This window comes from Candidatus Pelagibacter sp. Uisw_094, from assembly GCF_047729535.1.
In the GTDB taxonomy this organism is placed as follows: Bacteria; Pseudomonadota; Alphaproteobacteria; order Pelagibacterales; family Pelagibacteraceae; genus Pelagibacter.
Window position 1 is genome coordinate 117,902 of record NZ_CP159823.1, and the last position, 15,688, is coordinate 133,589.

Annotated in this window: 11 protein-coding genes, 2 tRNA genes and 2 rRNA genes; 9 read left to right on the top strand and 6 right to left on the bottom strand. The window is 32.0% G+C overall.

What is annotated here, in order from left to right:
- The first annotated feature begins 275 nt into the window (after positions 1-275).
- The 6 genes from ABXT72_RS00610 to ABXT72_RS00635 all read left to right on the top strand — a co-directional run bounded on the left by ABXT72_RS00610 (position 276) and on the right by ABXT72_RS00635 (position 6,205).
- Positions 276-1,750: ribosomal RNA gene (locus ABXT72_RS00610) — 16S ribosomal RNA — on the top strand.
- Between the two features lie 98 nt (positions 1,751-1,848).
- Positions 1,849-1,925, top strand: a tRNA-Ile gene (locus ABXT72_RS00615).
- A gap of 11 nt (positions 1,926-1,936) precedes the next feature.
- Positions 1,937-2,012 (top strand) — tRNA-Ala (locus tag ABXT72_RS00620).
- 150 nt (positions 2,013-2,162) lie between these two features.
- Positions 2,163-4,916, top strand: a 23S ribosomal RNA gene (locus ABXT72_RS00625).
- The 16S and 23S rRNA genes sit together here with 2 tRNA genes alongside, the layout of an rRNA operon.
- A 168-nt stretch (positions 4,917-5,084) precedes the next feature.
- Positions 5,085-5,423 (top strand): phosphoheptose isomerase, encoded by a 339-nt coding sequence (locus ABXT72_RS00630; RefSeq protein WP_415278419.1) that lies wholly within the window; start codon positions 5,085-5,087, stop codon positions 5,421-5,423.
- Between the two features lie 11 nt (positions 5,424-5,434).
- Positions 5,435-6,205, top strand: a complete 771-nt coding sequence (locus ABXT72_RS00635; RefSeq protein WP_415278420.1) for a cytidylyltransferase domain-containing protein — start codon at positions 5,435-5,437, stop codon at positions 6,203-6,205.
- A gap of 7 nt (positions 6,206-6,212) precedes the next feature.
- On the opposite strand, the gene ABXT72_RS00640 is transcribed toward ABXT72_RS00635, so the two are convergent.
- The 5 genes from ABXT72_RS00640 to ABXT72_RS00660 form a co-directional block, all read right to left on the bottom strand.
- A complete protein-coding gene (locus ABXT72_RS00640) occupies positions 6,213-7,406 on the bottom strand; it encodes a RuBisCO large subunit C-terminal-like domain-containing protein (protein ID WP_415278421.1) in 1,194 nt (397 codons plus the stop codon).
- 16 nt (positions 7,407-7,422) lie between these two features.
- Entirely contained in the window at positions 7,423-8,136 is a 714-nt protein-coding gene (locus tag ABXT72_RS00645) for a glycosyltransferase family 2 protein (RefSeq protein WP_415278422.1), read from the bottom strand.
- 68 nt (positions 8,137-8,204) lie between these two features.
- Complete coding sequence (locus ABXT72_RS00650) at positions 8,205-8,525, bottom strand: hypothetical protein (protein WP_415278423.1); 321 nt, start codon at positions 8,523-8,525, stop codon at positions 8,205-8,207.
- A gap of 106 nt (positions 8,526-8,631) precedes the next feature.
- The gene (locus ABXT72_RS00655; protein ID WP_415278424.1) at positions 8,632-9,672 is read right to left on the bottom strand and encodes a hypothetical protein; all 1,041 of its coding nucleotides are present in this window, start codon (positions 9,670-9,672) and stop codon (positions 8,632-8,634) included.
- Between the two features lie 11 nt (positions 9,673-9,683).
- Positions 9,684-10,685 (bottom strand): NAD(P)-dependent oxidoreductase, encoded by a 1,002-nt coding sequence (locus ABXT72_RS00660; protein ID WP_415278425.1) that lies wholly within the window; start codon positions 10,683-10,685, stop codon positions 9,684-9,686.
- An 87-nt stretch (positions 10,686-10,772) separates the two neighbouring features.
- Here ABXT72_RS00660 and ABXT72_RS00665 point away from each other — a divergent pair, with 87 nt between their 5' ends.
- Together ABXT72_RS00665 and ABXT72_RS00670 are read left to right on the top strand one after the other, a co-directional pair.
- Positions 10,773-12,179, top strand: a complete 1,407-nt coding sequence (locus tag ABXT72_RS00665; RefSeq protein WP_415278426.1) for a hypothetical protein — start codon at positions 10,773-10,775, stop codon at positions 12,177-12,179.
- Positions 12,176-13,270: a glycosyltransferase family 9 protein gene (locus tag ABXT72_RS00670; RefSeq protein ID WP_415278427.1), complete on the top strand. Its 1,095-nt coding sequence runs from the start codon at positions 12,176-12,178 to the stop codon at positions 13,268-13,270. The genes ABXT72_RS00665 and ABXT72_RS00670 overlap by 4 nt, the downstream gene beginning before the upstream one ends.
- An 8-nt stretch (positions 13,271-13,278) precedes the next feature.
- On the opposite strand, the gene ABXT72_RS00675 is transcribed toward ABXT72_RS00670, so the two are convergent.
- The gene (locus ABXT72_RS00675) at positions 13,279-14,649 is read right to left on the bottom strand and encodes an HAD-IA family hydrolase (protein WP_415278428.1); all 1,371 of its coding nucleotides are present in this window, start codon (positions 14,647-14,649) and stop codon (positions 13,279-13,281) included.
- Positions 14,650-15,106: 457 nt separating this feature from the next.
- On the opposite strand from ABXT72_RS00675, the gene ABXT72_RS00680 reads away from it, so the two are divergent.
- Positions 15,107-15,682, top strand: a complete 576-nt coding sequence (locus tag ABXT72_RS00680) for an SIS domain-containing protein (protein ID WP_415278429.1) — start codon at positions 15,107-15,109, stop codon at positions 15,680-15,682.
- Positions 15,683-15,688 lie beyond the last annotated feature (6 nt).

Sequence of the window (15,688 nt, forward strand, 5' to 3'; positions counted from 1 at the left end):
TTTATTGATATATTTGAGCATTTATTTAAATGCTAAATGCTTGATTTACTTTTATTTTAGCTTATAAGCAGCACACTTTCTCAGTAAAATTATTGTTTAATCAATAGATTAGTGAGGATTATTGGGCGTTTTAGACCCAATTAGCTATTTAAAAAGTAAAAATTTAAGAAGAGAAGTGTGGACGGTTAAGGTTACCAAAATTTGTCGTACACACTTCAAAATCGTATGGATTGTATTCTTACAATTTATATATGAAGCTAGTGTGCGCCGTTTTTTAACTTGAGAGTTTGATCATGGCTCAGAACGTACGCTGGCGGCACGCCTAACACATGCAAGTCGAACGAAGTAGCAATACTTAGTGGCAGACGGGTGAGTAACATGTGGGTATCTACCCTTTGGCCTGGAATAACACGAGGAAACTTGTGCTAATACCGGATAAGTCTTTACGGAGAAAGCTTTATGCACCATTGGATGAGCCCGCACTTGATTAGTTTGTTGGTAGGGTAATGGCCTACCAAGACTATGATCAATAGCTGATTTGAGAGGATGATCAGCCACATTGGGACTGAGACACGGCCCAAACTCCTACGGGAGGCAGCAGTGGGGAATCTTGCACAATGGAGGAAACTCTGATGCAGCGATGCCGCGTGAGTGAAGAAGGCCTTTGGGTTGTAAAGCTCTTTCGTCGGGGAAGAAAATGACTGTACCCGAATAAGAAGGTCCGGCTAACTTCGTGCCAGCAGCCGCGGTAATACGAAGGGACCTAGCGTAGTTCGGAATTACTGGGCTTAAAGAGTTCGTAGGTGGTTGAAAAAGTTGGTGGTGAAATCCCAGAGCTTAACTCTGGAACTGCCATCAAAACTTTTCAGCTAGAGTATGATAGAGGAAAGCAGAATTTCTAGTGTAGAGGTGAAATTCGTAGATATTAGAAAGAATACCAATTGCGAAGGCAGCTTTCTGGATCATTACTGACACTGAGGAACGAAAGCATGGGTAGCGAAGAGGATTAGATACCCTCGTAGTCCATGCCGTAAACGATGTGTGTTAGACGTTGGAAATTTATTTTCAGTGTCGCAGGGAAACCGATAAACACACCGCCTGGGGAGTACGACCGCAAGGTTAAAACTCAAATGAATTGACGGGGACCCGCACAAGTAGTGGAGCATGTGGTTTAATTCGAAGATACGCGCAGAACCTTACCAACACTTGACATGTTCGTCGCGACTCTAAGAGATTAGAGTTTTCGGTTCGGCCGGACGAAACACAGGTGCTGCATGGCTGTCGTCAGCTCGTGTCGTGAGATGTTGGGTTAAGTCCCGCAACGAGCGCAACCCTCACTTTTAGTTGCCATCATTAAGTTGGGCACTCTGAAAGAACTGCCAGTGATAAGCTGGAGGAAGGTGGGGATGACGTCAAGTCCTCATGGCCCTTACGTGTTGGGCTACACACGTGCTACAATGGCATCTACAACAGGAAGCAAAACGGCAACGTTAAGCAAATCCCGAAAAGATGCCTCAGTTCGGATTGCACTCTGCAACTCGAGTGCATGAAGCTGGAATTACTAGTAATCGTGGATCAGCGTGCCACGGTGAATGCGTTCCCGGGTCTTGTACACACCGCCCGTCACACCATGGGAGTTGGTTCTACCTTAAGGCAAGGTTTTAAACCCTTGACCACGGTATAGTCAGCGACTGGGGTGAAGTCGTAACAAGGTAGCCGTAGGGGAACCTGCGGCTGGATTACCTCCTTTCTAAGGATGAGTGAAAGTAAAATTTCACTCTAAATAATATACATCGGTAATGTTGACCGTCCTCATTTCTCTTCTTAAAGTAATGTTTCCTTCTTGTAGGGCCGGTAGCTCAGTTGGTTAGAGCACACCCTTGATAAGGGTGGGGTCGAAAGTTCGAGTCTTTCTCGGCCCACCAAAAACCTAAATGGGGGATTAGCTCATCTGGGAGAGCGCCTGATTTGCATTCAGGAGGTAGCAGGTTCGATCCCTGTATCCTCCACCAGGAAACATTTAGTTATTAAAACTGTAAATAAAAATAATTTATATCAATATCTATATCCGAACATTAAAAGTTATTATTTAATGTTCAAAATAAAAATTTGATCACAACATAGATAAATTTTCTTTTTAAAAGAATTTTTTTCTGTGCATAAATCAAGCGTTTAAGGGCGTGTAGTGGATGCCTTGGCACTGAAAGCCGATGAAGGACGTGATATACTGCGATAAGTTTCGGGGAGCTGTATGTAAGCTTTGATCCGAAAATTTCCGAATGGGGAAACCCACCACTTTATGTGGTACTTTAAACTGAATACATAGGTTTAAAGAGACAACCTGGAGAACTGAAACATCTAAGTAACCAGAGGAAAAGAAATCAATTGAGATTCCGTTAGTAGTGGCGAGCGAACGCGGAGTAGGCCAGTAGTTTTGTTAGAAAAATTTGAATAGTTTGGAAATGCTAACCATAGAGGGTGATAGTCCCGTATGAGTAATGTCTAACAAAATTCTTGAGTAAAGCGGGACACGAGAAATCCTGCTCGAATATAGGGGGACCACCCTCTAAGCCTAAATACTCTTCAGTGACCGATAGTGAACTAGTACCGTGAGGGAAAGGTGAAAAGAACCCCTATTAGGGGAGTGAAATAGAACCTGAAACTGCATGCCTACAATCAGTCCGAGCCCTTTTTAGGGTGAGGGCGTACCTTTTGTATAATGGGTCAGTGACTTAATTTATTAAGCAAGCTTAAGCCATCTAGGTGTAGGCGCAGCGAAAGCAAGTCTTAATAGGGCGATTAGTTTAATGAATTAGACCCGAAAACGAATGAGCTTACCATGAGCAGGTTGAAAGTTGGGTAACACCAACCGGAGGACCGAACCAGTTGACGTTGAAAAGTCTTTGGATGACTTGTGGTAAGGGGTGAAAGGCCAACCAAATTCGTAGATAGCTGGTTTTCCGCGAAAACTATTTAGGTAGTGCGTCGAATAAATAGATGTTTAGAGGTAGAGCACTAAATGGGCTAGGGGGAAGAGATTCTTACCAAACCTAATAAAACTCCGAATGCTAGACATTGTTCTTCGGCAGACAGACTGTGGGTGCTAAGGTCCATGGTCGAGAGGGAAAGAGCCCAGACCACCAGATAAGGTCCCAAAATCATGATTAAGTGTGAAAGGATGTGGAAATTCCTTAACAGCCGGGAGGTTGGCTTAGAAGCAGCCATCCTTTAAAGATAGCGTAACAGCTCACCGGTCTAATAGAGTTTCTGCGCCGAAGATGTAACGGGGCTAAAATCATGTACCGAATCTGTGGCTTTGCAAAGTTTTCGAACTTTGTAAGGGGTAGCGGAACGTTCTGTAAGCCTGCGAAGGGATACCCGTGAGGGATCCTGGAGGTATCAGAAGTGCGAATGCTGACATAAGTAACGATAAACGAAGTGAAAAACTTCGTCGCCGAAAATCTAAGGGTTTCTATGCAAGGTTAATCCGCGTAGAGTTAGTCGGCACCTAAGGCGAGGGCGAAAGCCGTAGTCGATGGAAACAAGGTTAATATTCCTTGACCTGATGGTAGTGACGGATTTCGTAAGTTGTGAGTTCTTAATGGATTGAACTTGCCGCGAAGAGGTCCCAAGAAATAGCTCCATCATGAAGACCGTACCCGAAACCGACACAGGTAGATTAATAGAGTATATTTAGGCGCTTGAGAGAATGATGTTGAAGGAACTCGGCAAAATGCTTCCGTAACTTCGGGATAAGGAAGACCCTTTTGTAGGCAACTATAGAAGGGTGGCACAAGCCAGGGAGAAGCGACTGTTTATCAAAAACACAGGGCTCTGCTAACACGTAAGTGGATGTATAGGGTCTGACGCCTGCCCGGTGCTGGAAGGTTAATGCGGTTGGTGCAAGCTAACTTCTGAAGCCCCAGTAAACGGCGGCCGTAACTATAACGGTCCTAAGGTAGCGAAATTCCTTGTCGGGTAAGTTCCGACCTGCATGAATGGCGTAACGATTTCTCCGCTGTCTCCAACATCAACTCAGTGAAATTGAATTCTCCGTGAAGATGCGGAGTTCGCGTAGTTAGACGGAAAGACCCCGTGCACCTTTACTGCAACTTTACATTGGTGTTAGGAAAAACATATTTAGCATAGGAGGGAGACTTTGAAGCAAAAGCGTCAGCTTTTGTGGAGTCACCAGTGAAATACCTCTTTTGTTTTTCTTGACATCTAACCGCTAGCCGTCATCCGGCAGCGAGACATTGTATGGTGGGTAGTTTGACTGGGGCGGTCGCCTCCCAAATAGTAACGGAGGCGTGCGAAGGTAGGCTCAGAACGGTCAGAAATCGTTCGTAGAGTGCAATGGCATAAGCCTGCCTGACTGTGAGACTGACAAGTCGAGCAGAGACGAAAGTCGGTCATAGTGATCCGGTGCTTCTGAGTGGAAGGGGCATCGCTCAACGGATAAAAGGTACGCCGGGGATAACAGGCTGATACTGCCCAAGAGCTCATATCGACGGCAGTGTTTGGCACCTCGATGTCGGCTCATCACATCCTGGGGCTGGAGCAGGTCCCAAGGGTTTGGCTGTTCGCCAATTAAAGTGGTACGTGAGCTGGGTTCAGAACGTCGTGAGACAGTTCGGTCCCTATCTGCTATGCGTGTAGAAGAATTGAGAGGAGTTGACCCTAGTACGAGAGGACCGGGTTGAACATACCACTGGTGGACCTGTTGTGGCGCCAGCCGCAGTGCAGGGTAGCTAAGTATGGAAGAGATAACTGCTGAAAGCATCTAAGCGGGAAACTCACCTCAAAACTAGTTCTTCCTATAGAGCCGTGGTAGACCACCACGTTGATAGGCTGGATGTGGAAGCGCAGTAATGCGTGTAGCTGACCAGTACTAATAGCTCAATTGGCTTGATTTATGCACTGAAAAAAATTTTTAAAGATTTGATATTTAATTGTAAACCTATCTGTATTTAATAAACTGATATTAAATGAATGTGTTATTAAAACTATACATTAATTACTCACTGATAATTTATAAAAAATTTTCTAGTAATTTATTTAAAAAAACTCATAAAAATATTTAAGTGAAAACAATTTGCTTTGACATAGATAACACAATTTGTAAAACAGAAAAAAATTATTATAAAAAAAGTAGACCAATAAAAATAATTATTAAAACTATTAATGACCTTTATAGTAAGGGTTTTATAATCAAACTTTATACAGCAAGGGGCATGGGTAGCTCTAATGATAATACAAGAATGGCTGAAAAAAAAATTAAAAAAATTACAATAGCTCAATTAAAAAAATGGAAGCTAAATTACCATAAAATTTTTTTTGGAAAACCTTCAGCAGATATATACATTGATGATAAATCAATTTTTTTCCATGATAAATGGTATAAAGATATAAATAAAATATAATATTTTTTAATATGGAATCAAATTCAAAAAAACACATTGCTCTTATAATAGGAAAAAAAAATAGCATGGGTGTTAAAAAAAAAAATATAAGAAAAATTTTAGGAAGGCCTTCTGTTGAATATGCTTTTATAGCTGCAGAAAATTCAATTATTGATGAAATTTTTGTTTCTACAGATTGCCCTGTAATTAAAAAAATAGCTAAAAAATATAATGCAAATATAATTGATAGACCATCAATATTAGCTACTCCAGATTCACTTACTGAGGATGTCTTGGAGCATGCTCTTAAATTAATTAAAAATAAATTTAATAGTATAAAAACAATTTCTTTGTTAATGGCAAATAATCCTGGAATTGATGTTAATCTACTGAATAAAGCAATTAAAATTCTTGAAAAAAATAAAAGCTTAGATAGCTGTTTTTCGGTTGCTAAGTACAATATGTTTTCACCCAATAGAGCAAAGGTAATTCAAAATGGCTTAATTAAAGAATATGATCAAAGGCTAAATAAATCTTCTGCAGTAAATTCCATCAGAAGCTCCCAAGGTGACATATATTTTTGTGATTTATCTATACAGGTAATGAAGCCTAGAGTTATCGAAAAGATTAACAAAGGTCAGCCGCCACTAAAATGGCTTGGAAAAAAATCAAAAGCAATATTTGTTGATTATGGATTTGATGTTGACACTGAATGGCAATTTAAAGTTATGGAAAATCTTCTTAAAGAAAAAGGTTTTTCAAATGCGAAAATTCCTTGGAAAAAACTTAAAAGTAAAAAATAACTTACTATTATTTAGTTAATCCCCATTTTGTAATTGCTTGATTGTACTCTGGCCCATGGTTTTTATCTATAGCCTGCCTCATCGCCATCGCCCCTGATAGTGTTCCTCCAGGATGACCATGTATTGCTCCACCAACATTTGCTATAAAATTGCTTCCAAACTGTCTTATATTTGCCTGCACTAACCCAGGATGCATTCCACAACTTAATGCTGGCATAACATTTTGATCATGTAAAACATCTATAGCTTTTCTTAAGTCATTTTCATCATCACTTAAATAACCACCCCACATACCCGCATGAATAGTATCAACCCCCATCATTCCAGCAAGTTTACATATAACATACCAATCAATACCAAAGTGATGTCTTTTATCTGTTATCACTTTATCGCCTGATTTTTGAAAATGTAAAAAAATTGGGAGATTTTTTTTTCTAATCGAATTATATACCCCAAGACCTGACCAAAAATTTACATGAACTGCGTTACCACCTAGGCTATTCACCAAATCAACTCTTTTTAAAATATGCTCATGATCACCATTAATACAAACTGCATAAATTACAGGTTTTTTTTGTTTAGCAATAAAGTTTGAAATTAACTCAACTCTTTCTTCTATTTTACAAAAATTTGGATTACTTAGTATCTCATCCTCTTTAATAAAATCTACACCACCGTCAACTAGCTCTTTCACCATCTCTAAAAGTATTTTAGGTGACATTCCTGTTTTTGGTTTTACAATTGCACCACTTAATGGTTTTTCTTTAAGGTTTAAAAATTTTCTTATTCCTGAAATACCAAATTTAGGACCTAAAAAAAATTTTCTTACAGAATCTGGAAATTCGATATTTTTTAATCTACAAGATAAAAAAGTATCAATATCCATTTGTCCACCCATAAGTTGACATAGTAAATGGCTAACACCATCACCCTCCCAATCTGTATTTATTACAGGGAAGCCAATTTTTACACAACCTTCTTTTTGATTAATTAAATTTTCTCTTTGACTCAAAATTACACAGCTATGATTTTCAAAAAGCTCTTCAGTTTCCCACTGATTTCTTATATTGGGATTTCCAACACTTTGTCCTATAGCCAGATTCCAAGAACATTTAGCTAAGTCGCTATTCGAGGTACTTTTAATGTAATACTCAGCTATTATATATTTTTCTTTATCAATATTTTCGTTAAAAAATAACATATTTTATTTTAATCTTTTAAATTAGTTTTTTATCTAAAAATCTATTAAGTTCTTCAGGATTTCCTAATGGCCACATTTCATCAACTTCGTATGTTTTAATTTTTTTTCCATCTCCTATAGCCTCGTTGAATACAGGACATATATAAAATTCATTATTTGTTCTAATATCTTTTTTAATCATTTGGTCGGCATATTTTACAAATTCGTTACCTTTTGACCAATAATAAATTCCTACAGTAGCATCATTTGAAATCGGTTTTTTTTCAGCAACTTCTGTCACATATCCATCTCTATTAATTTTAGCAAAACTATGACTTGGATGGTGGCTTTTAAAGGTTAGTATACCCCCATCTGTTTCTGGCGTTTTAAACTTTTCTATAGCTATTGTACTGTCCCATCCTATAAATTGATCAGAATTTGATATGACTAATGGTTCATTATTATTAATAAATTCTCTTGCTTTTAATACAGTGCATGCCGCACCGTCAGTTAAACCATCTAATTGGATAATTTCACATCTTGGAGCTATCAAATTTAGTATGTTCTCCAAGCTATATTTATCATAATGGTCTTTTTGTACTAAAAAAATAAATTTGCCCACCAAATTTAAGTTTTGCAACACCAAGGTTATCATAGGGTCATTTTTAATCTTAATTAATGGTTTTGGATAAGTATATCCAGCTTTCTCAAACCTAGATCCAGCACCTGCCATTGGAATTACTATATTCATTGTCGGAATGGTTTATACAAAAGCATCAGGGATGTAAAATAGAAACTTACTTTTCGATAAAAATTTTTTTAATTTTTATATCTTTCTATATAATCTGAACAAATACCAGCACAATTAGTCATTTTAAAATTTGATTTTTCTGGCAATACACAAATGCTATTTTGAAAAAGTTTTTTTCCAGGGTAAGTCCACCAATACCCCTTACTAGTTATTGTTATGTCATCTTCTTGATGCCAAAAATAATGTAAATTTAATTTACTAACAATCTCTAACACGTTTAGATTTTTTGCATGTATCCATAATTGAGATTTATTATTAAGCAATTTTTCATCTAATAAATAAGATGGCTCATCATGGCCCAAGTAAAGTTTTTCCTTATATTCCCACACATCAACTTCAGCCTCATATCCTAAGTTTAATGCATTTAATATGTATTCGGGTTTATTTTCAATACCTTATCTTTGCCACTTACATTTCCTCTATGTGAAATTAATATCATTTTTCAAAAAATTTTAACTCACTATTATTGATATTTTTTCTACTCCAAACAGCAGTATCTTTGAAATCATAATAGGTAATATGCTCTATGTCTGAACAAACTGTAATCCATTGTCCAAATGTTGAGGGCCAGTTTATTGTAAAACTTGATAACTCTTGACAAATATAAATTGACTGAGAAAGAGACAAGTTTAATTCTTCAAAACATCTTAGATCTAGAAAATCAGATTTTAAGAACTTTTCCCAATCCACAGCTTTTTTACTTGCAAGTAAAAATTGAAAATTTTCTCCATTTAAAATCTTTTTATCTATTGTCTCTACAGTTTTTTTTAATTTATTAAAATCATCGTTCAACCCATTCTTAAAAGCAGGACCTCCTTTCAATCTGTCATCCAATACTTCAAATCTTTTCGATTCATCCCATGACACGCTTAATAAAATTTTTTTTCTGCCATTCGTGAATTTTTTAATAATCTCTTCAACATCTTTAGTATACATTTTCGGACTTAGTTTATATCTAAGTGGATAAAATTTTTTTGGCTTTAGCTTAAAATAAGGAGCAATTTCAAATTCCAAGATTCTAAGTGTGCTTTTAGCTAATTCTCTAATACTCAAGTTTTCCTTGAGGTAGTTAAAAAATTCTTTTCTTAACATAGGTCTCTCTTCTCTAGGTGCTGTGATAGATGAGCAGGATATGTAAGAGATATAATTCTTTTTAAAAGTGTAAATAATTTTTTTAAAAAAACTTATTTCATCAATGAATTTTAAATTATCAAAAGATGAAAAAACTAAATTTTCAAAATAATCATATGGATGGATGGATGGATCCCATAGGTAGATTCCATCTGACCGTGTAAATGTTTTTTCATCTTTATTAAATTTTAAACCTTGAAATTCATGATCTTTTTTCCAATTTTTTTTGATTATATAAATATCATAATTTTCCTCATGATATGAACTGATTAATTCAGTAAATTTAACTGCATTAGCTAAAATATTGCAAGTAGAAAAATCTAAAATAATTTTTTTATTATTCATAATTAAATTTTTTAGTTAACACAGTTGGTGGTTATATTTTTTTCAAGAAATTTTTTTGTTGTTGTGGCAGCCTTAAACCTTAATTCTTTTAAAGATTCTAATGAATAAAAAGCACAGTGTGGACTTATGATAATTTTTCCAACATTTTCTTTTTTTTTCCATAATTTAATAATCTCATTACTTATTGTTGGTGGTTCACTTTCAAATACATCAAGTCCAATTTTACTTATCTTTTTACCATAAAATTTAGCTAAACTTTTAGATGAAACAAGTCCACCTCTAGAAACATTAATAAAGATAATTTTTTTTTTTAATTTTTTAAAAAAACTTTCATTAATAATATTATGATTTTTTTTAGAATAAGGTAAATGAAGTGAAATTATATCACAGTCATATGTCAACTCATCTAGATTCTCAGCTCTTTCAATATTTAGTACTTTATCATAACCATCGTTTATATATGGATCATAAAAAACTACATTCATATTCAATGCTACAGCTTTTCTTGCAAGACTACTCCCAATTCTTCCCAAACCCACAATTCCTAATTTCATATTTTTAAGTCTCGATTGATTTAAGTTTAGTGTAAAGTCCCATGAAATTTTTTTACCGCTAGATCCTTCTCTCATGAAGCTGTCATAACTTAGTAAGGACCTATTTAGTGAAAGAATTAGCCCTAGAGCATGATCAGATACTTCGTCAACACCATAGTCTGGAACTACAAAAACTTTTACTCTATTTTTTTTTGCTTCTTGTATATCAATATTATTATATCCTATTCCGTATCTAGTAATACTTTTGCAATTTGGAAATTGTTTAATCTCTTTTTTATCAAAAGCGATGTAGTGCCCAGTAATTATAGCATCTATAGTTGATTTAAATTTTTTTGATAAGGATTTATATCTATCAAAATTAGTTAGATGAACATTATAATTTTTTCCAAAAACTTTTTCTTCAATTTTTTTATCTTCAGGAACATCAGTTATTAGAATATTTAATTTCTTTTGCTTCATATAAATGTAGAGTAGTCTTTTTATTTTAAAATTCTAATACTTTTTAATATGGCTTATTTTGATAACTTAACAAATATTTTTAAATAAATGAAGAATAAATTCTTTTTTTATCAGCAAAATGAAGATATTTGTTTTGAAGATGGTACTAAGATATCCCCAGTTTATTCAACAATAGATGCTGAAAAACTTTTTGAAAAAGTAATTCTAAATTTTAAAAATAGTAAATATTTTCATAAATTAAATAAAAAAAATATAAATGTAATTTCAATTATTTATCAAGACTTATTTTGGCACTATTGTTTTAATCTAATAAAATACAATAAAGTAGCCCAAGATAGCAAAAGTATATTAATAGAAGATCAAAAAATAAAATATGATAATTTAACTAGGGGCTTAGAGCGATACTCAAGTTTTGTTAATTCTGCAAGTTTTTCATTTTCATCTTTTAAACTGTTATTAAAAAATGTGATAAAAAACTTTATTTCAAAATTTTATATTTTACGCTTCTTGCTAAAAAATATTCTAAAAAAAAATTTTCATAAGGTTTGGGTTTATCCTGATTTAGCACACCACAATAATTTTGATTTTTTTAAAAATTTAAATTCTAATAATAAAGATTTAATTGTAATTGATCCTCAATGTTTTTTAGCAACAAAATCTATAAAATTTTTTATAAAAAATTTAGATCATTCTATCTTTCAAGAATGCCAACAAAGACTTAAAAATTATTTTTTTTGGACATCTGCAATATCTCTGTTAAAGCCAAAAAAAATAATCTTGCAGGATAATTTATTTAATGATTTTTCTATTCTTTTAGCAGCAAAACATAAAAATATAAAAACTCTAGGAGTAATACATGGTTTAATGACTAGGTTTCATAAAGGTAATATTGGCAGTCAAACGCTCAAAGATACAAATATTTTAAAATATGACAAAATGTATGTTTGGCTAGATGAATTTAAAGCGCTTATGATAAAAAATTCATATATGTATGATTGTGATGACATTCTTGTGAGTGGTTGGTTGTCTAATAAACAATCATATAGAAGACCAATCATTAACACCATACAAGATGATAAAAAATATATACTTCACGCATTTGAAATAAATTCAAACTTTAAAGAAATTAATGTGATATTAAATTATTTTTTTAAAAAAGGTTTTAAAATTATTCTTAAAAAGAGGTACCCTTATGAAAGTTATACACAATTTGACAACATAGTGAGTGAAGTTGTAGGTGATTTTTCTAATGAACATGTTGAAAGTGCTTATTGTGCAGTATGTAACGCCAGCACATTTTATTATAATTACCTTAATATGTGCATCCCAATTGTTTTACCAGCAGCAAGCCAGGATGGGTATAATTTTTTTAGGGCAAATAACGAAAATGTCTTTGAATTTTCACAAGATATAGAAATTAAAATCAAAAATTCAAAAGCTGTTAAATTTGATTTACCAGAACCAACAAATCAATTTTTAAGAGAATTTCAATGAAATTTCTTATTGTTAATTTTAATAATGGACTTGGGAATACTATTTTATCAAATTCATCATTTAAGTTAATTAAAGAAAATATAAAAGATTCTACAATTTCCATAGTAAGTAACAATAGAGACGGTGATTTAGATATATCAGATATAAATCCTGCAGTATCATTAACAATTAACTTTAGAAAAATTTCATTATTCAAAAAAATTAATTTTTTATTTAAAGTTATTTTAGGTCATTATGATTATATAGTTTTTACACCTTTTTCATCACCCAATTTATTTAGTTTTTCTTTATTCTTTATTTTTGGAAGAGCAACTTTATTACTTCCCATATATTATAAGGAGTTGAACTCACCAAGAAGATATTTTTTTCTTAAATTATTAAAATTTTTTAGAAGAGTTTCTTTCTCTGGAAAAGAACTGTTTGGCGATATGATTGATAAAAATTTTCATGAAATTGACGCTAATCTAAATTTAGTAAGCAAACTTTTTCCAAAAAATTACACAATAGATAAAAAGTATAATTCAAATTCTTTAGATATTAATTTCTCAGAAAATATACTTAAAAAGTATAGTTTGAAAAAAAATGACTATATTTGTGTACAGTATGGAGCTTCACATGGAAATTTAACACCAAAAATTTGGGATGAAGAAAAAACAATTCATTTAGTTAATTCAATTTCAAATTTCTCTAAAGTAATAATTCTTGGAAATTCTAAAGATAGAAAATTGGATAATACAAAATTAAATAATTTAAATATTTTAGATTTAATGGGAAAAACCTCCCTTTCCGACCTTGCTAATTTATTAAAATTTTCACAAAAAAATATTTGCTTTGATAGTGGAACTATGCATTTAGCTGACGCAATACAATCAAATCTTTTGGCTATATTTGGACCGACTAATATTAAAAAAAACAAACCAAAAAACTCTACAAGCCAATATATTTATAAGGAAGTAAGTTGTTCGCCATGTATATTAGGGTGGAATTTTGTTGAAAATTACATTTCTGAAAAAGAAGCTTATAATGATTGTAAATCAAATTTTAAATGTATGGAAAATATTTCTGTAGAGGATGTACTGCGTTTAATTTAATTTATAATTTATTTAGAGTGGTTTTTTAAAAAAGCATCAAGGTCCTCTGGAGTTCCAATTCCCCACATCTCTTCTATATTTTCTATTATTATTTTTTTTCCATCTTTAATTGCCTCATTGTATACTGGGCAAATATAAAATTCATTTTGGTATCTGATGTTTTTTTTTATCATTTTTTCTGCATATTTGACAAAATCTGATCCTTTTTTCCAGAAATAAATCCCAACAGTAGCCGTGTTTGATATGACTTTTTTTTCTGCAACTTCCAATACAATACCTTCGTCGTTATGCTTAGCAAATGACCATTTGGGATGTGATGCTTTAAATGTTAAAATTCCACCATCAATGTTTTTTGTCATAAATCTATACAGTGTTTTTACACTATCCCATTTTATAAATTGATCTGAGTTTGCAATTATCAGTGGATCATCATTGTTAATAAATTTTTTTGCCAATAACGCAGTACAAGCCGCACCCTCTGTTGTTTTATTAACTTCAGCAATTTCACATCCTGGCTGAATAATTTTTAACATGCTGTCAATATTATATTTTTTAATGTGATCTTTCTTCACTATAAATTTGTAATTTGCATTTATGGATAAATTTTCTATTACTAACTGTATCATTGGAACTCTATTTACTTCTATTAATGGTTTGGGAAAAGTGTACCCCGCTTTTTTAAATCTTGACCCTTCACCAGCCATAGGAATTAAAACATTTAATTTTTTGTCTTCCCATTTTGTAGTTTTAATATAACTATTATTAATATTTTGAACTTTTTTTTTAATAATATTTATTGAAACCTCTCTTAATTGATTTACTTGAAGAACGTGAGCTCCAGATTCATTTGCAGCTGTAATTCCATAATAAGAATCTTCCACTATTAAACAATCTTTTGGTGAAAGTAAAAATTTTAAAAAACATTTTAAATATATTTCAGGGTGAGGTTTTGGATATTTTATATCTTCATTTGTAATAAAAAAATCAACGTAATCTAATATTCTTAGTTTTTCCAAACAATATTTTACAGTTCCTTTTATAGCATTCGAGGCTACTAAAATTTTATAATTATTTGATAAATTTTTAATTAGATTAAATATTCGATTATTGAATTTAATATGAATTTTAAGCTCATTATATGTGATTGATCTTTTGTCAAAACATATTTTATTTATTATTTTTTTTGAAACTTTGTTTCCTTTAAAGAATATTTCGAGTTTTTTTGTAGTTGGTAACCCATCATAAATGTGTACATGTTCTTTAAATGATATGGTTTTTTTAAAAGCATTTTTTTTTAAAGCTTTATTTAAAGCAAAAAAATGTATTTTTTTTGTATCTACTAACACACCATCTAAATCAAATATAATTGCTTTAATCATTATCTATAACTCTTAATTTTATTTAAATATTTTATATTTTTTTTTGATTACTTGGTAGCACACAAATACTATTTTTAAGTAATTTTTTACATGTATATGCTTATCAATAACCATTAATTATTAGGATAACACTGTCTGTTTGGGGCTAAATTAAAACATATTTTTTGAAAATGTAAAAATTTCAATATTTTTATTTTAAGACTTAAATTTATTTAGGCAATTTAAATTTTTTGGCCATTTAGTGTTGTCGCTTATCAAGAATAGGAAATATTTTTTTATCTGTTATTGCATATATTCCAACATTGATTCCCTAAATAATCACTATAATTATATATCACGATGATTTCTATGTAATAATTTTTTTTAATATTTCCCTATGCATAATAATTTTATTAATTATGTTACAATAATAAAATAATTAATTTTCAAAAGGGCATTCAACTGATATCTAATAGGAATGCTTTTAAAAAATAAAAAATTTTTAACCAAATACACTTCAGAAGTTCAAAATTTATTGAGTGACACTACAACTGACTATTCTTCTGAAATCTTAAATTTATATAAATTTATTAAAGAAACTGACAAAAAAAAAGGTAAAGTGATAATTTTTGGAAATGGTGGAAGTGCCGCAACATCAAGTCATTTTTCTGTAGATTTAATGAAAAATGCAAAAATAAAGTCTTTGAATTTTAATGAGGCAGATTTTATAACATGTCTAGCTAATGATTTTGGTCATGATAATTGGGTTAAAAAAGCATTTGAATTTAATACCAACAAGTCAGATTTTTCTATTTTATTATCTACTTCTGGAAATTCAAAAAATGTAATTAACGCTGCTAATTATTTAAAGAGAAAAAAATTTAATTTCTTTATTTTGACGGGGATGAAGTTTGACAATAATCTAAAAAAAATTAATCCTACTAATTCTATATGGGTAAATTCAATGGCCTACAACCAGATAGAAATAGTTCATCATTTTATCTTGTTGGCTATAATTGATATGATAATTGGTAAATCGGTTTACAAAGCATAAATTTTT